This is a genomic window from Stenotrophomonas sp. MMGLT7 (genome assembly GCF_021168555.1).
Lineage (GTDB): Bacteria > Pseudomonadota > Gammaproteobacteria > Xanthomonadales > Xanthomonadaceae > MMGLT7.
In genome coordinates this window covers 15,890-35,567 of the sequence record NZ_JAJOZS010000019.1, presented here as the reverse complement: position 1 = coordinate 35,567, position 19,678 = coordinate 15,890, and the positions used below count along the sequence as shown (strand labels likewise).

13 protein-coding genes and 2 pseudogenes are annotated in these 19,678 nt (G+C 70.4%); 7 read left to right on the top strand and 8 right to left on the bottom strand.

Annotation, left to right across the window (positions count from 1 at the left end; genetic code table 11):
- The first annotated feature begins 103 nt into the window (after positions 1 to 103).
- The 3 genes from imuA to LRX76_RS17390 are packed head-to-tail and all read left to right on the top strand — an operon-like array spanning position 104 to position 5,400.
- A complete protein-coding gene (gene imuA, locus LRX76_RS17400) occupies positions 104 to 718 on the top strand; it encodes a translesion DNA synthesis-associated protein ImuA (RefSeq protein WP_231806896.1) in 615 nt (204 codons plus the stop codon).
- 9 nt (positions 719 to 727) lie between these two features.
- Positions 728 to 2,146, top strand: a complete 1,419-nt coding sequence (locus tag LRX76_RS17395) for a DNA polymerase Y family protein (protein WP_231806895.1) — start codon at positions 728 to 730, stop codon at positions 2,144 to 2,146.
- Positions 2,143 to 5,400: an error-prone DNA polymerase gene (locus LRX76_RS17390; RefSeq protein ID WP_231806894.1), complete on the top strand. Its 3,258-nt coding sequence runs from the start codon at positions 2,143 to 2,145 to the stop codon at positions 5,398 to 5,400. Before LRX76_RS17395 ends, LRX76_RS17390 begins: the two co-directional genes overlap by 4 nt.
- 322 nt (positions 5,401 to 5,722) lie before the next feature.
- Here LRX76_RS17390 and LRX76_RS17385 read toward each other — a convergent pair whose 3' ends face one another.
- On the bottom strand, positions 5,723 to 7,336 hold the full coding sequence (locus LRX76_RS17385) for a glycoside hydrolase family 68 protein (RefSeq protein ID WP_231806893.1): 1,614 nt from the start codon (positions 7,334 to 7,336) through the stop codon (positions 5,723 to 5,725).
- Positions 7,337 to 7,569: 233 nt separating this feature from the next.
- On the opposite strand from LRX76_RS17385, the gene LRX76_RS17380 reads away from it, so the two are divergent.
- Complete coding sequence (locus tag LRX76_RS17380) at positions 7,570 to 9,177, top strand: glycoside hydrolase family 32 protein (RefSeq protein WP_231806892.1); 1,608 nt, start codon at positions 7,570 to 7,572, stop codon at positions 9,175 to 9,177.
- 60 nt (positions 9,178 to 9,237) lie between these two features.
- A pseudogene (locus LRX76_RS17375) lies at positions 9,238 to 9,568 on the top strand (IS481 family transposase); the annotation flags it as partial.
- 218 nt (positions 9,569 to 9,786) lie between these two features.
- On the opposite strand, the pseudogene LRX76_RS17370 reads toward LRX76_RS17375, so the two are convergent.
- Positions 9,787 to 10,050, bottom strand: a pseudogene (locus LRX76_RS17370) (AraC family transcriptional regulator); the annotation flags it as partial.
- Positions 10,051 to 10,059: 9 nt separating this feature from the next.
- The gene (locus LRX76_RS17365) at positions 10,060 to 10,623 is read right to left on the bottom strand and encodes a TetR family transcriptional regulator (protein ID WP_231806890.1); all 564 of its coding nucleotides are present in this window, start codon (positions 10,621 to 10,623) and stop codon (positions 10,060 to 10,062) included.
- Positions 10,624 to 10,700: 77 nt separating this feature from the next.
- On the opposite strand from LRX76_RS17365, the gene LRX76_RS17360 reads away from it, so the two are divergent.
- A complete protein-coding gene (locus tag LRX76_RS17360; protein ID WP_231806889.1) occupies positions 10,701 to 11,594 on the top strand; it encodes an SDR family oxidoreductase in 894 nt (297 codons plus the stop codon).
- Between the two features lie 111 nt (positions 11,595 to 11,705).
- Here LRX76_RS17360 and LRX76_RS17355 read toward each other — a convergent pair whose 3' ends face one another.
- From LRX76_RS17355 to LRX76_RS17340, 4 genes are all read right to left on the bottom strand, one after another.
- A complete protein-coding gene (locus LRX76_RS17355; protein ID WP_231806888.1) occupies positions 11,706 to 12,767 on the bottom strand; it encodes a type II toxin-antitoxin system RelE/ParE family toxin in 1,062 nt (353 codons plus the stop codon).
- Entirely contained in the window at positions 12,754 to 12,960 is a 207-nt protein-coding gene (locus LRX76_RS17350) for a hypothetical protein (protein WP_231806887.1), read from the bottom strand. The genes LRX76_RS17355 and LRX76_RS17350 overlap by 14 nt, the downstream gene beginning before the upstream one ends.
- Positions 12,961 to 13,284: 324 nt before the next feature.
- Positions 13,285 to 14,583 carry a class I SAM-dependent methyltransferase gene (locus LRX76_RS17345; RefSeq protein WP_231806886.1) on the bottom strand — a complete coding sequence of 433 codons (1,299 nt, stop codon included), beginning with the start codon at positions 14,581 to 14,583 and terminating at the stop codon, positions 13,285 to 13,287.
- Positions 14,584 to 14,653: 70 nt separating this feature from the next.
- On the bottom strand, positions 14,654 to 16,732 hold the full coding sequence (locus tag LRX76_RS17340) for a TonB-dependent receptor (RefSeq protein ID WP_231806885.1): 2,079 nt from the start codon (positions 16,730 to 16,732) through the stop codon (positions 14,654 to 14,656).
- Positions 16,733 to 17,055: 323 nt separating this feature from the next.
- Here LRX76_RS17340 and LRX76_RS17335 point away from each other — a divergent pair, with 323 nt between their 5' ends.
- Positions 17,056 to 17,508, top strand: coding sequence for a DUF2501 domain-containing protein (locus LRX76_RS17335; protein WP_231806884.1), 453 nt, complete (start codon positions 17,056 to 17,058; stop codon positions 17,506 to 17,508).
- Positions 17,509 to 17,625: 117 nt separating this feature from the next.
- Here the strand turns inward: LRX76_RS17335 and LRX76_RS17330 are convergent, their stop codons facing one another.
- The gene (locus tag LRX76_RS17330; RefSeq protein ID WP_231806883.1) at positions 17,626 to 19,671 is read right to left on the bottom strand and encodes an FUSC family protein; all 2,046 of its coding nucleotides are present in this window, start codon (positions 19,669 to 19,671) and stop codon (positions 17,626 to 17,628) included.
- Positions 19,672 to 19,678: the final 7 nt, after the last annotated feature.

Below are 19,678 nucleotides of genomic sequence, written 5' to 3'. Positions count from 1 at the left end.
ACCCGCATCGCCGCGTTGCCGACCTTGCCAGGACGGCCAGTCCTGGCGGCGGCCGGCGCCTTGCGCAGCAGGCCGATGGCGGCGCGCAGGACCGACCGTGAGCATGGGCGCGATACCGGCCCTGGACGAGCTGCTGGCGGCGCGCACGGTCTGGCGCGCCGGACGCGGCGGTACGCATGCCGACGGCGGCGAGCCGACCGGCCATGCCGCGCTCGACGCGGCGCTGCCGGACGGCGGCTGGCCGCGCAAGGCGCTGACCGAGCTGCTGCTGCCGGCCGACGGCGTCGGCGAGATCGCCCTGCTGCTGCCCGCGCTGGCGCGGATGACCGCCGGCGGCGGCCGCGTGGTGCTGGTGGCGCCGCCGTACATCCCGTATGCGCCGGCCTGGCAGGCCGGCGGGGTGGAGCTGGCGGCGATGGAGGTGATCCAGGCCGAGCCGCTCGATGCGCTGTGGGCATTCGAGCAGTGCCTGCGCAGCGGCTGCTGCGCCGCCGTGCTCGGCTGGCCGCAGACCGCCGATGCGCGCGTGCTGCGCCGGCTGCAGGTGGCGGCCGACAGCGGCGACTGCTGCGGCTTCGCCCTGCGCGACCGCCGCCACGCGGTCAATGCCTCGCCGGCCGCGCTGCGGCTGGAATACCTGGCCGAGCAGGATGCGTGGCGGGTGCACAAGTGCCGCGGCGGGCAGCTGCCGTCGCGGCCGCTGCGGCTGGCGCGGTGAGGCGCGGCGATGCTCTGGGCCTGCATCGTGCTGCCGCAGCTGGCGCTGGACGCGGTCCTGCGCCGCCTGCCCGATCCGTCCGCGCCGCTGGCGCTGGTGGAAGGGCCGGCGCAGCTGCGCCGCCTGCATGCGGTCAATGACGCGGCGGCGCAGGCGGGACTGCGGCCGGGCATGCGCCTGTCGGCCGCGCACGCGCTGCTGGCCGGCCTGCGCACTGTCGAGCACCAGCCGCAGGCCGAGGCGCACTGGCAGCACTTCCTGGCGGCCTGGGCCTACCGCCACAGTTCGCTGGTCAGCGCGCAGTGGCCGCGCGCCATCGTGTTGGAGGTGCAGGCCAGCTTCCGCCTGTTCGGGCCGTGGCCGCGCTTCGAGCGGCGCCTGCGCGAGGAACTGGCGCTGCTGGGGTTCGGCCATCGCCTCGCGCTGGCGCCGACGCCGCGCGCCGCGCGCGTGCTCGCCGGGCTGAAGGACGGGCTGGCGGTGACCCAGCCGGCGGCGCTGCGCGCGCTGCTGGATGCGGTGCCGGTGCGCCGCGCCGCGCTGCCCGACGATGCCGGCGAGCGCCTGCAGCGGATGGGCATCGCTACCCTGGGCGCATTGCGCGCGCTGCCCGGCGACGGCGTGCGCCGCCGCTTCGGCGCCGGCCTGGCCGAGCACCTGCGCCGGCTCTACGGCGAGGCCGACGACCCGCTGCCGTGCTATTCGCCGCCGGACCGCTTCGATGCGCGGCTGGAGATGGACTACGAGGTGGAGACGCACACCGCGCTGCTGTTCCCGCTGCGGCGGCTGATCGGCGACCTGTGCACCTGCCTGTCGATCCGCGACGGCGGCGTGCAGCGCTTCCTGCTGCGGCTGGAGCACGAGCAGGGCCATACCGACATCGAGGTCGGGCTGCTGGCGGCCGAGCGTTCGCCGGCGATGCTGTTCGAACTGGCGCGCAACCGCCTGGAGCGGGCGCAGATCCCGCGCGCGGTGACCGGGCTGCGGCTGCTGGCGCGGCAGCTGCCGCCGTTCGTGCCGGCCAGTCGCGACCTGTTCGATGCGCGCCCGCAGCAGGCGCTGGACTGGCCGCAGCTGCGCGAGCGGCTGCGCGCACGCCTGGGCGACGAGGCGGTGTACCGGGTGCAGCCGGCCGCCGACCCGCGCCCGGAACGCGCCTGGCGCCGCAGCGTCGGCGACGCGCTGGACCCGGCGCAGGCCCCGCCGCGGCCGCCGCGCCCGGCCTGGCTGCTGCCGCAGCCGGTGCCGCTGCGCGATCGCCGGCTGCGCATCGTCTCCGGCCCGGAGCGGCTGGAGAGCGGCTGGTGGGACGGCGAGGAGGCGCGCCGCGACTACTACGTGGTGGAGACCGCGCACGGCCAGCGCGCCTGGGCGTTCGTGCCGCCGGGCGAGCGCGAGGGCTGGATGCTGCACGGGTGGTTCGCATGAGCTGGGACGATGTGCCCGACGGCGTGGACCGCGACACCCCCGGCGGCCGTGCGCCGCGCTCCTGGGGCGTCAGGGCGCGGCTGCAGGCCGCGGCCAACGACGCGGTCGTCCACGAGGCCGCCGCCGGCGACGGATGGCCGGCCTACGCCGAGCTGCACTGCCTGTCCGACTTCTCGTTCCTGCGCGGTGCCTCCAGCGCCGAGGCGCTGTTCGCGCGCGCCCGCGCTTGCGGCTACGAGGCGCTGGCGATCACCGACGAATGCTCGCTGGCCGGCATCGTGCGCGCCTGGGAGGCGGCGCAGGCGACCGGGCTGAAGCTGGTCGTCGGCAGCGAGTTCGCCCTGGCCGACGGCCCGCGGCTGGTGCTGCTGGTCGAGGATGCCGCCGGCTACGGCCGGCTGTGCGCGCTGATCACCACCGCCCGCCGCGCCGCGGCCAAGGGCCGCTACCGGCTGCTCCGCGCCGACCTGGAGGCGCAGTTGCGCGGGCAGGCCGCCGGCCTGTTCGCGCTGTGGCTGCCGGCGGCCGAGCCGGACGAGGGCGAGGGCCGCTGGCTGAAGGGGCTGTTCGGCGAGCGCGCCTTTCTGGCGGTGGAGCTGCACCGCGAATGCGACGATGCCGCGCGCCTGTCGGCGTTGCTGGCGCTGGCCGGCCGGCTGCAACTGGCGCCGCTGGCCAGCGGCGACGTGCACATGGCCACGCGCCGCGAGCGCATCGTGCAGGACACGCTCGCCGCCATCCGCCACGGCGTGCCGCTGGCCGAGGCCGGCGCGCAGCTGTTCCGCAACGGCGAGCGCCACCTGCGCATGCGCCGCGCGCTGGGCAACATCTACCCGGCGCCGCTGCTGCAGGCCGCGGTGGATCTGGCGCGGCGCTGCCGCTTCGATCTCAAGCACGACCTGCACTACGCCTACCCGGTGGAACTGGTGCCCGACGGCCACACCCCGACCAGCTGGCTGCGCGTGCTGGTCGAGGCGGGCATCGCCCGCCGCTGGCCCGGCGCGCCGCCGCCGAAGGTGCGCGCCGACATCGAGCACGAGCTGGCGCTGATCGCCGAGCTGAAGTACGAGGCGTTCTTCCTCACCGTGCACGACGTGGTGGCGTTCGCCCGCTCGCGCGGCATCCTCTGCCAGGGGCGCGGCTCCTCGGCCAACTCGGCGGTGTGCTACGCGCTGGGTATCACCGCGGTGGACCCGGGCGAGAACCGGCTGCTGATCGCGCGCTTCCTGTCCAAGGCGCGCGACGAGCCGCCGGACATCGACGTCGATTTCGAGCACGAGCGGCGCGAGGAGGTGCTGCAGTACGTCTACGCCAAGTACGGCCGCGGCCGCGCCGCGCTGGCGGCCACGGTCATCCGCTACCGCGGCAAGAGCGCGGTGCGCGACGTGGCCAAGGCCTTCGGCCTGCCGCCGGACCAGATCGCGCTGCTGGCCAACTGCTACGGCTGGGGCAACGGCGACACGCCGATGCAGCAGCGCATCGCCGAGGCTGGCTTCGACCTGGACAACCCGCTGATCGCGCGGGTGCTGGCGATCACCGCGCGGCTGGTCGACCACCCGCGCCACCTGTCCCAGCACGTGGGCGGCTTCGTCATCTCCGACGCGCCGCTGTCCACCGTGGTGCCGGTGGAGAACGCGGCCATGGCCGAGCGCACCATCATCCAGTGGGACAAGGACGACCTGGAGACGATGGGCCTGCTCAAGGTCGATTGCCTGGCGCTGGGCATGCTGACCTGCATCCGCAAGGCGCTGGACCTGGTGCGCACGCACCGCGGCCGCGACTTCGACCTGGCCGGCATCCCGGCCGAGGACCCGGCGACCTACGCGATGATCCAGCGCGCCGACACCGTGGGCGTGTTCCAGATCGAATCGCGCGCGCAGATGGCGATGCTGCCGCGGCTGAAGCCGGCGACCTTCTACGACCTGGTGATCGAGGTGGCGATCGTGCGCCCCGGGCCGATCCAGGGCGACATGGTGCATCCCTACCTGCGCCGGCGGCAGGGCCAGGAACCGGTGAGCTATCCCTCCGACGGGGTGAAGGCGATCCTCGGCAAGACCCTGGGCATCCCGCTGTTCCAGGAGCAGGTGATGGAGCTGGTGATGCATGCCGGCTACAAGCCCGACGAAGCCGATGCGCTGCGCCGTTCGATGGCGGCCTGGCGCCGCGGCGGCGACATGGAGCCGCACCGCAAGCGGATCCGCGAACTGATGGAGGGCAAGGGCTATGCCTCGGCCTTCATCGACCAGATCTTCGAGCAGATCAAAGGGTTCGGCTCCTACGGCTTCCCGCAGAGCCATGCCGCCTCCTTCGCCAAGCTGGTCTACGCCAGCTGCTGGCTCAAGCGCCACGAGCCGGCGGCGTTCTACTGCGGCCTGCTCAACGCGCAGCCGATGGGGTTCTACTCGGCCAGCCAGATCGTGCAGGACGCGCGCCGCGGCAACGGCGCGCGGGCGGCGGTCGAGGTGCTGCCGGTGGACGTGATGCACAGCCACTGGGACAACGCCCTGGTGGGCGGGCGGCGCTGGCGCAGCGATGATGAGCCGGGCGCGCAGCCGGCCATCCGCCTGGGCCTGCGCCAGGTCGCGGGCCTGTCCGAGGCGGCGGCCGCGGCGGTGGTGCAGGCGCGCGCGCAGGCGCCGTTCGCCAGCGTGGCCGACCTGTGCCTGCGCGCCGGGCTGGACGGCAAGGCGCGCAGCGCGCTGGCCGAGGCGGGCGCGCTGCAGGCGCTGGCCGGCAACCGCAACGCCGCGCGCTGGGCGGTGGCCGGCGTCGAGCCGCGCCGGCCGCTGCTGCAGGGCAGCCCGCGCGAGGCCGAGGCGGTACTGCCGGCGCCGCGCGTCGGCCAGGAGATCCTCGCCGACTACCGCAGCACCGGGCTGACCCTGCAGCGGCATCCGATGGCGCTGCTTCGCCCGCAGATGCGCAAACGCCGCATCCTCGGCCTGCGCGAACTGCGCACGCGCCACCACGGCTGCGGCGTGCACGTCGCCGGGCTGGTCACCCAGCGCCAGCGCCCGGGCACCGCCAAGGGCACGGTCTTCGTCACCCTGGAGGACGAGCACGGCATGATCAACGTGATCGTCTGGCCGCAGCTGACGCTGCGGTGCCGGCGCGCGCTGCTGGAGTCGCGGCTGCTGGCGGTGCGCGGCCGCTGGGAGCGCGTGGATGGCGTCGAGCACCTGGTCGCCGGCGACCTATACGACCTGAGCGAACTGCTGGGCGAGCTGCAGGTGGAGTCGCGGGATTTCCATTGAGCCGGTCCGGCCCGGGGACCCGGTCGCCGGCAGGCGTCTTTTCTCGGTCCGGATGAAGGCGTCCCAGCTTGCGTGTTCCCCGGCCCGCACGCTGGAACGCCGGACGTGCCACGCCGCGCGCGAGGCGAGGTGCACTGCTTGCAGAGGCGGGATGGCCGTAGAGCCGAGCTTGCTCGGCTGGGGCTTTCCCGGCACGGCCCCGGCCGAGCCCGCGAAAAGGGGATGCGCGCACAAGCTCGGCTCTGCGAGGAGCAGGGTGGGGCATCGGGATTCCCGACAGGTCCCGCCCGGCTCGGAGACGGGACCTTGCCTGCCGCCACGATCAGTCCGCGGCCGCCAGGCTGTCGACCGGGGCGGTCGCATCGAACGGACCGATCGAGATGCCCCACAGCACGTGCCGGTTGGCAGGGAGATCGCCATAGCCGCCCAGGCCTTCCCGGCCGTAGTGCTGGTCCAGCGCGGTGGTGGTCGGATTGATCCAGATGCGCACCGTCGGCGCCTCGGCACCGCCGCGGCGCGGGCCGATGGCGTCGATGAACGAGGTCACCAGGCCGTGCGGCATCACGTAGTGCGAGTACGACTGGAACGCGCGTGGATTCTGCGCCGGATCCAGCGCGAACGGCGCACCGATGGGACCGTTGAGGTCGGTGGGGTTGCCCAGCACCAGCCCGCTGCCGCCGTTGAGCGGCAGGAAATCGCTGCGGATGCCGTTGCCGACGAAGCCCATCACGCCATCGGGCCCGTCCACGCCGGCCGCGTAGGTCGAGCGATGGGTGATGGTGAACAGGTAGTACTTGCCGTTCTTGAGATAGATCTGCGGGCGCTCGGTCTGGTCGGTGACGCAGTTGGCCGACAGGATCGGCGGCAGGAACTTCCATTGCGTCAGCGCGGCGTTGGTGGCCACCGCCAGGCCGACGTTGGCCATCTGGAACGTCGCGCCCGAATCCATCACCTGCTCCAGGTCCTCGCGGTAGGGATCGTCGGCGGCGTAGCCCAGGTCGGCCTCGGTGCAGGCGCGCGCGCCGCGCGTCACCGCGGTGTTGCCCTCGAACACCATGTACACCTTGCCCGGATGGGCAGGGTCGGTGAACGGGAACGGGTCGCGGAAGTTGTAGAACGGGTTCTGCGCGCCGGTCTGGTAGTACACCCCGTCCGGCTGCAGCAGCGCGCGGTGCTGGTCGAAGCCGCTGAACCACACGCGCTGGCCGTTGCTGTGCAGGCGGCCGTCGGTGCGGGCGATGATCGCCACCGCAGGGGTGATGTCCTGCCCCTGGGGCGTGCGGTTGAAGGCCATCGCGGTGTAGTACAGGCTCACGCCGCCCTGGTTGTTGATCAGCCGCGCCGAACCGGACCACTCCGCGTTCTGGGTCAGCGGGGTATCGCCGAAGATCTGCACGCTGGAGCCATCGGGGAACAGGTGGCCGCCATAGGTCCAGCCGCCGTTGGCCGGGCGCAGCCATGCCGGGATCCCCGCACGCCGGTAGAAGTAGCCGATGCGCGCGTTGGTGTGGCGGTCGTCGAACAGGTAGCCGGCGTTCGGGTCGGCGGTCAGGGTGAAGATGACCTCCCAGCCGTTGAAGCTGATCTGGTCGGCCTTCATGTCGGCCAGCGGCCAGGTGTCCCACACCCACACGTTCGGATCGGTCTGCGGGAAGTCGGCGCGGATGTCCGGCATCGTCAGCCAGGGCGGCATCGAGTTCTGCCCGGGCGCCACCGTGGGGTCGGACATCGCCTCGATCTGGCGCGCGTCGGCACGGGTCCAGCGCGAGGTGAACGCGGCCTCCGGGTGGTAGGCCTGCTGGCTGTGCGGCGTCGGTGCGGGGAATCCATCCTGCGCCGATGCGACGCAGGCGAGGCCGGCTATCGTGAAGCCCGATATCCATTTGCAGACATTGTGTGGATATCCATTCTGGTATCTAAGGGACGTTCTCTCCATGACGCACCTCCGGGTGGGATGGGCGCGCCGCTCGCTGCACGGCGCGAACCAGTGCTAGCACCGGCTGCAATTGCCTGGCAAGCGGAGATTTGTTAACGAAAACAAGAGGTAAACGTCTTCACGCAGCCGTAATTGGCGGGCCCCGGAAGGTTCAGGCTCGATGAAATTAATGGGCGCGCGGAATTAATGTTCCGTATTTTCGTTAGCGGCCGATGAAAACGAGGTATTGCGCCGTGAATCAGGCTTTGACCCGGATGCTGTTGATTTGTGCGGTGCAGGCCTCGGCTGGCGCATGCTCGGCGGCCGGCGATGCGCCGACCGCCGATGCCGGCGGCACCCCGCAATGGCGTCCGCTGCTGCACTACACCCCGCAGCGCAACTGGATGAACGACCCGAACGGCCTGGTGTACTTCCAGGGCCGCTACCACCTGTTCTACCAGTACAACCCCCACGGCAACGACTGGGGCAACATGTCCTGGGGGCATGCCAGCAGCGCCGACCTGCTGCACTGGCAGGAACACGCCGTGGCCATGCCCGCGACCGCCACCGAAGAGATCTTCTCCGGGTCGATCGTGGTCGACCGGGACAATACCTCCGGACTGGGTTCGGCCGACGCCCCGGCGCTGGTGGCGCTGTACACCAGCGCCTACAAGGCCGGCTCCGGACACGAGGCGGGCATCCAGGCGCAATCGCTGGCCTACAGCACCGACGGCGGCGCCAGCTGGCACGCATACGCCCGCAACCCGGTGCTGACGCTGCAGCCGGAGTCGCGCAACTTCCGCGACCCCAAGGTGAGCTGGTACGCCGCGGGCGGCTACTGGCTGATGACCACCGTGGTGGCCGACGCGCAGGTGGTGAAGATCTACCGTTCGAGGAACCTGATCGACTGGGAATTCCTCAGCGATTTCGGCCCGCTCGGCATCCGGAAGCCGGGCATGCTGTGGGAGATGCCGGACCTGTTCCCGCTGCCGCTGGACGGCGACCCCGGCAACGTGAAGTGGGTGATGATCGTCAACGTCAATCCGTGGTCGATCGCCGGCGGCAGCGGCGCGCAGTACTTCGTCGGCCGCTTCGACGGCACCGTCTTCACCGCCGAGAACGTGCCGCCGCCGGACTCGGATCCGTCGCGCTACCTGTGGCTGGACCACGGCGCGGACTTCTACGCTGCGGGCACGTTCGCCCACGTCCCCGACGGCAGGACCGTGGCCATCGCCTGGATGGGCAACTGGGACTACGCCGCGCAGGTGCCGACCGCGCCGTGGCGGGGTGCGATGACGCTGCCGCGCCAGCTCGCGCTCAAGACCATCGACGGCACGCCGCGGCTGGTCCACGCGCCAGTGGACGAGTACGCGCGCCGGGTACAGCGTGGACACGGGGAAAGCTTCGGCACGGTGACGGTGGAGGCGGCGTCCGAGGACCTGGGCCCTCGCGCACGCGGCACCGTGCAGGACATCGCGCTGGCGATCCGCCCCGGCGCGGCGCGGCGCGCCGGCCTGGTGGTACGCGGCTCGGCCGATGGCACGGTGGGCACGCGGATCTTCTACGACACCGCCGAAGGCACGCTGACCGTGGACCGCGCCCGATCCGGCGACACCGGCTTCTCGCCGGCCTTCAGCAAGCAGCACGTCGTGTACCTGCCGCTGGAGGAGGGCACGCTGCGGCTGCGCGTGGTGGTGGACCGCGGTTCGGTGGAAGTCTTCGCCGGCGGCGGCCGTGCCGTGGTCACCGACCTGATCTTCCCGGCCCTGGACGACGACCGCGTCGCCGTCTTCGCCGAGCAGGGCGCAGCGAGCTTCGAGGACATCCGCATCACTTCGCTGCAGGGGGAGCCCGGGTCCTAGGTGTGTAGTCCCAACTTGTAGTGGTGCATCATCCCTAAGTCGTCAAGAGAAGGATGCCCTGTGGGAAGTGTTCTTCACGGTAGCGCCCGTACGACGCCGTGTATTCGAGCCGAGTTCCAAGCGTCGCAAGAAAACACCCGGGCCCTTGCCGCCCGCTACGGAAATCCGAAGACCGTAGCCAAATGGAGGAGGCGGACCACAACAGTCGATGCCTCAATGGGACTCACGGTGTGCCCAAGAGTACGGGGCTGCCACCGGCCAAGGAGGCCATCGTGGTGGCATTCCGTCAGAAGACATTGCTGCCGCTCGACGATTTGCTGGGGTGCCTGAAGGACACCATCCCCATCTCAGTCGCAGCGCCCTCCATCGCTGCCTCCAGCGGCATGGGATGGTCCACACTGCGGCAGTAGGCCACCGTGGTGGGAGAACCACCACCCGATAAGTACACGGCCAAGGCCCACAAACTGTCGATGGACTTAGCGGGCGTATGCCGCCATTTCCTTGATGACTGTCGATGTCAGGGTGGACACCAAGACTACCGCACGCAGTCTGTGCGCCAACCTCTCGACGTTGGCTTGGAAAGCAGGAGTCAGAGCAGAACCCCTCTCTTCATAACTCGGCTCCAACCTCCGTTTTTGCCATGGCCGCACGGGTATCCGCCACGGGCGGGCGGCCGAATAGCCGCCCGTATTCGCGGGTGAACTGGGGCACGCTCTGGTAGCCGACGGCGTAGGCAGCACTGCTGGCGTTGCTGCCCTGCGATTGCATCAGCCGGCGCGCTTCGAGCAGGCGCAGGTGTTTCTGGAACTGCAACGGCGACAGCGAGGTGATGGCCTTGAAATGCTGGTGGAAGGACGAGACGCTCATGCCGGCTTCGGCGACTCAAGCCGCAAGCGCCCGCAGCCGCGCCAGCGATCCGCTCACGATCTCGCGGTAGCTGCGTCGCTCGGATTCGCCGACCCATTGCGCGAACGCGATCCGGAACACGGCGATGCCTACTTCCGCGACGAGACTCGCGTCCGGTTCGCCGACGCCGCGTTCGCGCAGCGCCTGCGCGAGCGCGGCCGACAGCGTGGCCATCTTGATCAACTCGCGCTCGCGCAGCTCCGCGTTGGCTGCAATCACCGTGCTGCGCAGGCGCGCGTAGGGGCGGTGTTCGTCGTCGAAGAAGTCGCCGGCGCGGACCAGGGCGGTGGCGACCGCCTCCACCGCCGACGCCTCGGCCGGGGCCTGGGCCAGCGCGTCGACCATCGTCCGCTGCAGCCGTTCGGAACCGTTGAACAGGACTTCGCGCTTGTCGCTGAAATAGCGGAAGAACGTGCGCGCGGTCAGCCCCGCACGCTCGGCGATGGCGGCCACGGTGGTCTGCTCGTAGCCGATCTCCGCGAACAGTTCGAGCGCCGCGGCGCGGAAGCGGCTTTCGGCATCGGGCTTCCAGCGAGCCATGCGTTTCCTTTGGTGTTGACACTGAGTGACATCATAGGCGTATAGTGAAGTCACTCGATGACATAACTGGAGCAGTCATGCGCATTCTCGTCACCGGCGCCTCGGGCTGGATCGGCTCGGCCAGCGTCAAGGAACTCATTGCCGCCGGGCACCACGTGCTCGGCCTGGCCCGCAGCGACGCGTCCGCCGAGCGGATCGTCGCGCTGGGCGCCGAGGCGGTGCGCGGCAGCCTGGACGATCCGGCCAGCCTGCGCAGTGCCGCGGCGCAGGCCGAGGGCGTCGTGCATCTGGGCTACAACCACGACTTCTCGCAGATGGCCGCCGCGGCGCAGACCGACCGCGCCGCCATCGAGGCGTTCGCCGACGTGCTGCAGGGCACGGGCGGCCCGCTGCTGATCGCCGGCGGCACCCTCGGGCTGGCGGCCGGGCGCGTGGGCACCGAGCAGGACATGCCGGGCGCGCAGAGCCATCCGCGCAACGCCAACGCGGCCTACACGCTGGGCCTGGCCGAGCGCGGCATCCGCTCGATGGTGGTGCGTTTCGCGCCGACGGTGCACGGCGCCGGCGGCGACCACGGCTTCGTCGCGGTGCTGGCGCGCATCGCGCGCGAGAAGGGCGTCTCGGGCTACATCGGCGAGGGCCGCAACCGCTGGCCGGCGGTGCATCGTCTCGACGCCGGCAAGCTGGTGCAGCTGGCCATCGACACCGCGACGCCGGGCAGCGTGCTGCACGCGGTGGCCGAAGAGGGCATCGCCACGCGCGACATCGCGGCCGCGCTGGGCCGCTTCCTCGACGTGCCGGTGGAATCGATCCCGCCCGAACGCGCGCAGCTGCACTTCGGCTGGCTGGGCATGTTCTTCGCCGCCGACGCGCCGGCCTCCAGCGCACGCACGCGTGCGCTGCTGGGCTGGGAGCCGCGGCAGGCGACGCTACTGGAGGACATCGCCGCGGGCCACTATCCCGGCACCTGAGTCCGCAGTGGTCGGCCGTGCAGGGGGCAGGGGGCGAAGCGGGCCATCCCGGCCCTCAACTGCCCGATGTCCGAGGGGCACTCGTTCCGCTCCCCGTTTCGCCCGGCGGGCTTACCGGTACGGCCCCGGTCCGCGCCAGACCGGCTCGCCGCGCCGGTAGACCTCCATCATGTTGATGACCTCGCGGGCATCGCCGATGGCCTGCAGTTCCGGCGAGTCCGGCGGCAGCAGGCGGCAGCTGCCGGAGCCGCGGTCCAGTGCGATCTGCAGCGGGCAGACCATGCGGTACTGGGTGCCGGGCAGGATGATGGCGATCTCCTCCATGCCCTGCTCCTTCCATGCGCGCAGCTGGGTCTGGCTGCGCAGGTCGTAGTAGACCTGGTAGCCGCCCACTTCCATGCTGGGCTCGCCGGATCTGCGGTCGTTGCGGTAGCCCTGGCTGATGGTGGAGGTGTCGGCCAGGCCGTCGTCCGCGGCGCCGATGTCTTGCTCGATCATGCCCGGTGGCCGGCCGGTCCAGGTCTCGGGGCGGCGCGGGGCGGGTGCGGGCGGCTGTGGCGTGCTCGGGCGTTGCTGGGGCCGGGTGGGGCGCGGCGGCGTCACGCGGTCGGGCCTCGGCGCCGCGTCGGGCGGCAGCGGGTTCTTGGCCTGCTCGACCAGCGTGGACTGCACGGGCGAGGCCGCGGGTGTTGGCGGCGGACTCGGCGGCGCGGGCTGCTCGGGCTGGGACGTCTCGCCGATGAAATCCACCTTCATCCTGCCGCCGCTGGCGGTGCCCTGCGGCGTGCTGATGGTGGGCTTGGAGGCGAACAGCAGGGCGAACACCATCAGCAGGTGCAGCAGCAGGCTGATCAGCGCGGCGAGCCACGGCTCCAGGCGTTCGATCGTGGGCTCGGCCGTGTACACCCAGTCCTGGACGTGGACGTGCAGCAGCTGCAGCACATCGCCCTGCACGCGGTACACGAGCAGGTACGGCGTCTGGCCGACCATCCATTCCCGCGTCCCCGGCACCCGGCCCTGTCGACCCAGCCCGGGCTGATCGCCCAGCTTGCGTGTCGCCTGCAGGACCCGCCGGGCCATCGCCGCGGCCGCGGCCGTATTGAGGGTGTGGTAGCGATCCTGGGCGTGTTCGAACTGGTGGGCGGCCGCGACGGTCCACTCACGCCGCAACATCGATGCCCCATCTGGCGAACATCGCCTTCACCCGCTCCGGGCCGGCGAATGCGCCCCCGTCCGCGGCCTCAATCCCTTCCCGGACCGCTTCGCGGAACCGGGCATCGTCGACGACGCGTGCCACGTCGTCCCAGCCGGCGGCCTCGGGCAGCGCGTCGATCAGCGTGTGCGCTTCTTGCTTGATGGGGGGCATGGCACGGCTTCGTGGATCACTGCCCTCAAGTCTAGCGGGTATGGCACCGGCTTCAGTTAACCCGCTCGTCGTCGAGGGGCGGCCGTACCTGCTCCCGATCGTCCATGCGCCGTGCCCGCGAAAGCGGCGCGGCTGCCCTGCAAGTCGCCCGGTTCCCGCCTTCGCGCGGACGAGGCAGGGTTCGATGCGGACTGGCGTTCGACGCCGGTCAGGTCGTCTGGAATCGCTCGTGTCCTGCAGCGCCGGCAGGCGCCGCGCGTTCGCGCAGCGGCACCCGGCGGCAGGCGCATCCGGCTTGCCGCGGCAACGAAGCCGGCAGCGGCCTCATGACGGGTTTCCGACCGCCGTGGCGCATTCGTCCACCAGGCGCAGGGAGATCCCGTGCCGTTCGAACCATTGCGCCAGCTTCTGCGCATGGGGGTTGCCGGGCGTCGGCACCGGCTTCACGGGGTGGACGATCTCGCGGAACATCAGCAGCTGCAGCGACTGCAGCAACAGCCCCGGTTGTCCCGCCAGGGCCGGCAGTCGCGCCAGCTCGGCGAAGGAGGCCGGGCCTGCCGCCAGCCGCTGCAGCAGCGGGGCGAGGATTTCCGCCGGTCCCTCGATGTTTCCGATCGGCGTGGCGAACGAGAACGGCCCCTGCGTCGGTGCACCGGGCAGCAGCTTGAACACGATCGCGTCCAGCTGCGCCAGGCGTGCTTCCCGGCCCAGGGGCCGGGGCTCGCGCTGGAACAGGTCCATGCGCTGGTGGCTGTTGCGGGCCATGTCCTTGACCGTCTCGGCCAGGGCGGGCGCGGCGATCCGGTTGACCACGCCCTGCAGCCTGCCGGGGATGGAAAGCTGGGGATCGAGGTTGTTGAATACGTCGGCGCTGCCCAGGTAGCTCAGGCCGGCCGCGCCCACCTGCCGGTGCACCTCCACCGAATGCTGCGGATGCCAGTGGTCGGTGAGGAATTCGTGCGCCAGGTGGCTCGGGTCCAGCTCGCCCAGCTTGCGCAGCCGCGCCAGCACCGCCGGCTTGTCGACGAACAGGCCCGCCTCGCCGAGCTGGCGCAACAGCTCCAGCCCGGTCCGCGCCTGCTGGGCCGACGTGCCCGGGACGTGATGGGAGAACACGTTGAGGAAGTGCTGCACCGCCAGCATGTCGGTGGAGCCGGGATGGCACATGTAGTGCAGGTAGAAGAGCCCGCCGGGCTTCAGGCTGGCGGCCACGCAGGCCAGCAGGCTGGCCCGGTGCGCCGGCGCGATCCACGACCACACGCCGTGCGTGGCGATGAAATCGAACTGTGTGCGGTTGCTGCTGGAAAAATCCGCGAAGCCGGAATGGACGAACTCGATGTTCTCCAGGCCGCCGGCACGTGCCGCATCGCGGGCGGTCTGCAGGTGCGCCGGGTTGAAATCGACGCCGACGAAACGCGCGTCCGGGTGGCTGGCGGCGGCCACCAGCAGGTTGATGCCGATCCCGCAGCCCAGTTCGCAGAAGGTGAACGGCAGGGCCGGGTCGGGCGCGGCAAGGCCCAGCAGGCGCGCCACGGAGGTGAGCCATAGCGGCTGCATCTCCTTGTAGAAGAATGCAGGGTAGCTGACGTCGGTGGTGTAGCCGTCGGTCCTGTTGGTGGCCATGCGTTACCCGGCGCGCGACGCGTCGTGGCCCGGCGGGCAGGCGCCCGCCGGACCGCGTACGCGCCGGCTGTCAGAAGTCCAGGCTGATCGACGCACTGTAGCGGCGGCCGTCCAGCACGTAGGCAAAGCCGTCCTCGGGCGTGACCGTCTTGTTGGCCACGTTGTACAGCCCCAGCTTGAGCCTGAGCTTGTCCGAAGCGGCATAGACCATGCCCACGTCGAAGAAGGTGTAGGCCGGATACTTGACGTCGTTGGTGCCGGAACCGCTGGCCGCCACGGAACGCCCGGAGGTCTTGCCGCGATAGTTGCCCTGTGCCCACAGCCCCAGCTTGTCGGTGGTCTGCCAGTCCAGCAGGGCGTTGAACATGTGCTCGGGAATGTCGTTGAGCGGGCTGCCCTTGTAGGTGCCGGAGGTCTGCTCGGTCTCGGCATAGGTGTAGCTGTGCCGGTAGGTCAGGGTGTCCAGGATCTTCCAGTCCAGGGTGAACTCCAGGCCCTTCAGCTTGGCGGTGTCGATGTTCTCGTAGGAGGTGTAGCCGTACTGGTGGGCCGGGTACGTCACGCCCTTGTAGACGCACTCCACGTTCTGCAGGCAGACGCGGCCGGTGCGCAGGATCTTGTCCTCGAAGTCGGTCTTGTACACCGTCAGGCTGCCGGAAATGCCGCCCGGGTCGTTGGTGTAGCTCAGCCCGACCTCATAGTTCAGGGTGGTTTCCGGCTTGAGCGCCGGGTTGCCGATGATCACGCCGCCCATCGAGGTGCTGCCGAAATCGGTCGCGGCCATGCGCAGGCTGGGGGTCTTGTAGCCGGAGGTGACGCCGCCCTTGATGGTCAGGCTGTCGGTCATGTTGTAGACCGCATAGACCTTCGGGCTGAACTGGCTGCCGAAGTCGTCGCTGTCGTCGTAGCGGCCGCTGAGCAGCAGCGAGAGGGCGTCGGTCAGGTGCCAGTTGTCCTCGGCGAACACCGAGTACTGCGAGCGCTCCATCTTGACGACGTCGGTGGGGACCACGATCCCGGGCAGGTTGATGCCGTTGGTGGCGCCGTCCTCGAGCTTTTCCTTCTTGTAGGTGGCGCCGGCGACCAGCGTGTGCCTGTCCAGGAACCAGGTCGCCTGCGTGTTGGCGTTGAAGGTATCGAAGTCGATGCCGTTGCCGGTGGTGGCGTTCACCCGGGTCGGATTCTCCGAGGTGTCGTAGTCCAGGTAGGTGCTCCACGACAGCTGGTCGTAGCGGCCGTCGTGGGTGACGAAGTAGTTGTCGCGCAGCGACTTGCTGTAGGTGGCCTCCTCGTCGATGGCCAGGCTCCTGCCGGGGCTGTGCCAGCGCTCCTGCGTGGTGCGGCCGCCGCCGAAGGTGAAGGAATTGCTGTCGTCGAGCTTCCAGCTGATCTTGGCGCCGAGGTTCTTGCGCTTGAACTCGGGATCGGCCGCGGCGCTGTCCCCGCCGCCGACGAAATCGGCCTCGTCCTGGTTGCGGAACGCCCCGGTGAGCTGCATCGACAGCACGTCCTCCACCATCGGCAGGTTCAATGCCATGCTGGTCTGGAAGCCGTCGTTGGTGACTTCGTTGCCGGGGCCGGACTTGATGTATTCCGACGTGATGCTGCCGCCGATCTCGTTCACCACCTTCTTGGTGATGATGTTGATCACGCCGCCCATCGCGTCCGAACCGTACAGCGACGATGCCGGGCCGCGGATCACCTCGACGCGCTCGATGGATTCCAGCGGCGGCAGGAAGTTGATCGGGGTGCCGGCCTGGGCGCCGTTGAGGCCGAACGCCTGGTTGTCCTGCATCGGCCTGCCGTCGATCAGGAACAGGGTGTAGTCCGCGCTCATGCCGCGGATCATGATCGACTGCTCGACGCCGCCGCCCTGGACGTGGACGCCCGGCACGTTCTTGAGCACGTCGGTGATGTCGGTATAGGACTTCTTCTTGATCTCCTCGGCGGAGATCACGGTGATGGTCGCCGGCGCTTCCTTGATGTTCTGTTCGTAGCCGGCGGCGGTGACGGTCACGGTATCCAGCGTGGTGGCGGACCTGTCGCCGCGGTCCTGGGCAAGGGCCGGGACGGACAGGGTCAGCGCGATGGCCGAAGCCAGCAGGCTGGAGGCAGGGACGCGACGGGAATAGGGGGTTGCGCTGGACACGTAATGTCTCCGGAGTGTGTGAGGAAGCTAGGCACTCTGGCGACGGCTGGAGTACGTGACGGGTTGCTGGATTGGGATGCTCGCTGGCGATGCCCGGGCGAGCGCCGGCTGGCTGACTCGGTCATAAATGTTAATACGAATCTTTATCGGTAACAACACGGCAAATTAATGAAAGGCCGGCCAAGCTTGCCGATTGCCTCCCGGCCGCAGCTCTACAGGTAAGCGATCGCCGCGCGCGGTACCTGGCCCCGTGCCACATATGTCATGGTGGCCATGATCCATCCGGGACCAGGGGTTCCCGCCGTCCACCAGGAGAACACTGCATGCATCCACGCATCCCGATCGCCTTCGCCCTGCTGGGCCTGGCCGCTTCCGCATCCGCGATCGACCTGAAGGGGTTGAAGGATTCCCTGGGCAACGGCTCGCAGGCGACCGGCCAGTCCGGCAGCCAGGGCGCCGGGCTGGGGGCGCTGGGCGGGCTGTCGCTGCCCGCCATCAGCGGCGACAGCGCCGGCAACGCGGCCGGCGTGCTCGAGTACTGCGTCAAGCGCAAGTACCTGTCCGGCGACGCGGTGGCCTCGGTCAAGGACAAGCTGCTGTCCAGGTATGGCGTGGGCGGCACCGGCGAGGCGCAGCAGGACACCGGCTACCAGAGCGGCCTGCAAGGCGTGCTGCAGGGCGGGGACGGCAAGTCCTTCAACCTGGATTCGGTGTCCGGCAAGGTCAAGGACAAGGCCTGCGACTACGTGCTCGAGCACGCGTCCTCGCTGGTGTGACCCGGCCGCCGCGGCGCGCGTGGCATGCAGACGACAAGACCGATCCGGCGCCCTGCCGGATTCGATGAATCCCGGTAACGAAGAGCCCCGGCGCCTGCGCGGCCGTGCCGGCCGGGCTCAGGAGGTGCTGGCCGCCGGGTCCAGCTCCGTTGCCGGTGCGCCGGCGAGTGACTGGCGCAGTCCGACCAGGCCGAGCAGGCCTTCGTCGCGGCCCTGCCCGGCCGGCAGCGAGCGCACCCGCGCCAACGAGGCATCCAGGTCCCGGCGCAGGGTCTCGGCGATCGGCAGCCTGCTCGCCTGCGCGGCCTGTTGCCGGTAGTGCGCCGAGACCTGTTCGAGCAAGCGGTCGATCACCGTGCCGTTGGCGGCCGGCAGCAGGCGGCGGGCACGGCGCAACTCCATCACGTTCAGGCCGACGCGGATCTCGTCGAGCAGGTCCACGGCGGCCAGGCCGCTGCTGGCCGACACCGCGGCCATGCGCGGGGCCAGCTGGCCGAGCAGGTCGAGCATGCGCGCGGTGAACAGTTCGCGGTCCTGCAGGCCGTGCCCGGCGGCGGCCTCGGCGATCACCGTCCACGCCCGCCGCACCAGCCGGCGCGCGCTCCATTCCGCGCCCACCGAGCGGAACAGCCGGGTCATGACGATGGCGAAGCCGACGCCGATCACGATCGACACGCTGGAATTGAGGAAGGACTGGACGTCGCCGTTGTAGGTGTTGCGCAGGTTGAGCAGGGTGGCCAGGTTGACCGTCATCGGCAGCGCGAACGGCATCGTCTTGGGATCGTAGACCAGCCGTCCCAGCAGCAGGAAGGCCGGTGCCAGCACCAGCACCAGCGAGCCGAAATCGTGCACCGCCGGCAGCACGCCGAATTCGTAGAAGGCCACCAGCACCAGCGAGACCAGCGTGGACGCGAACATCCGCAGCATGCTCGGCACCGGGTCGTCCTGGGCGGCGAAGAACGCGGACACCACCGCGCCGAGCATCGCCCCGTATGCGCCGCCCGGCCAGCCGATGCCGATCCACAGCACGCAGTAGCAGAACAGGCTGGCGCCGGCGCTGAGCGCGGCAAAGCCGATCATCGGGAAATCGACGTGGCGCTCGCGCAGCACGTTCATGCGGCCCAGGTCGATGCGGAAGAAGTTGCGCGGACGGCTGCCCGAATGCCCCTGGGCGATGGCGTGCTGCAGCGTGCGGCAGTCGCTCCACAGCTCGACCAGCTCGTCCAGGCGCAGCAGCAGGCTGTTGGCCAGCAGGGTGTCGATGTCCGAGGAGGGCTCCGGGCGCAGGGCGCGCAGGCGCGCCCGCAGCTGCGCGACCGCGGCCGCATCGGGCGCGTCCTTGTGCCCGATCCAGTCGGCGATGTCCTGCAGCAGCTGGCCCTGCCCGGCGTGGTCGGCCCGGTGCGCACGCAGGTTGCCCAGGCGGTCGCCGATCCAGCCCAGCACCGGCAGCAGCGCCAGCATGCGCATGCGCAGTTCCTGCATCTGCACGTGCGCCTCGGCATGGCGCGGATCGTCGTAGCGGGCCATGGTGATCAGCGCGTCGAACTGGGCCAGGTCGGCGGCCAGCAGCGAGCGCCGCGAGGTGTTGCCGTCCTGGCCCTTGCGGCCCACCAGCACCTGCTGCGCCCACAGTGCGGCATCGTCCATCCAGCTGCCGATGCGGCTGTTGATCGCCGGCTTGGCCGAGGCCGGGAACACCAGCGAGGCCACGATCACCGCGCACAGCGAGCCGAGGATGATCTCCTCGCTGCGCGCCACCGCGATGTCGAAGATCTGGTCGGGCGTGGCGACGGCCTGGAAGCCGATGAACGCGGCGGTGTAGCTGGCCAGCATGAAGGTGTAGCCGGACGGCCCGCGGTGCAGCAGCGCGACGAACAGGCAGCCGCTGAGCCAGATCGCCAGCATCGCGCTCATCAGCAGCGGGGTCTGCACGTAGTTCATCGCGAACACCACCGCCGCGGCCGCCAGCAGCGTGCCGAGGATGCGGTAGATGCCGCGCGCGCGGGTCATGCCCAGCACCGGCTGCGAGACCACGTACACGGTGGCCATGGCCCAGTACGGGCGCGACAGGTTGCCGAGCAGGCTGATGCCCAGCGTGGCCACCGCGGCCACGTACAGCTTGGCCGAGAACAGCCAGGCGCGCTTGTCGGTCAGCAGCATCGCGGTG

Bases quoted from the DNA above. Each gene is read 5' to 3' on its own strand.
- LRX76_RS17390 (WP_231806894.1), top strand. From the start codon at position 2,143: ATGAGCTGGGACGATGTGCCCGACGGCGTGGACCGCGACACCCCCGGC.
- LRX76_RS17345 (WP_231806886.1), bottom strand. From the start codon at position 14,583: ATGGCCACCAACAGGACCGACGGCTACACCACCGACGTCAGCTACCCT.
- imuA (WP_231806896.1), top strand. From the start codon at position 104: ATGGGCGCGATACCGGCCCTGGACGAGCTGCTGGCGGCGCGCACGGTC.
- LRX76_RS17365 (WP_231806890.1), bottom strand. From the start codon at position 10,623: ATGGCTCGCTGGAAGCCCGATGCCGAAAGCCGCTTCCGCGCCGCGGCG.
- LRX76_RS17350 (WP_231806887.1), bottom strand. From the start codon at position 12,960: ATGCCCCCCATCAAGCAAGAAGCGCACACGCTGATCGACGCGCTGCCC.
- LRX76_RS17385 (WP_231806893.1), bottom strand. From the start codon at position 7,336: ATGGAGAGAACGTCCCTTAGATACCAGAATGGATATCCACACAATGTC.
- LRX76_RS17395 (WP_231806895.1), top strand. From the start codon at position 728: ATGCTCTGGGCCTGCATCGTGCTGCCGCAGCTGGCGCTGGACGCGGTC.
- LRX76_RS17335 (WP_231806884.1), top strand. From the start codon at position 17,056: ATGCATCCACGCATCCCGATCGCCTTCGCCCTGCTGGGCCTGGCCGCT.
- LRX76_RS17360 (WP_231806889.1), top strand. From the start codon at position 10,701: ATGCGCATTCTCGTCACCGGCGCCTCGGGCTGGATCGGCTCGGCCAGC.
- LRX76_RS17330 (WP_231806883.1), bottom strand. From the start codon at position 19,671: ATGCTGCTGACCGACAAGCGCGCCTGGCTGTTCTCGGCCAAGCTGTAC.
- LRX76_RS17355 (WP_231806888.1), bottom strand. From the start codon at position 12,767: ATGTTGCGGCGTGAGTGGACCGTCGCGGCCGCCCACCAGTTCGAACAC.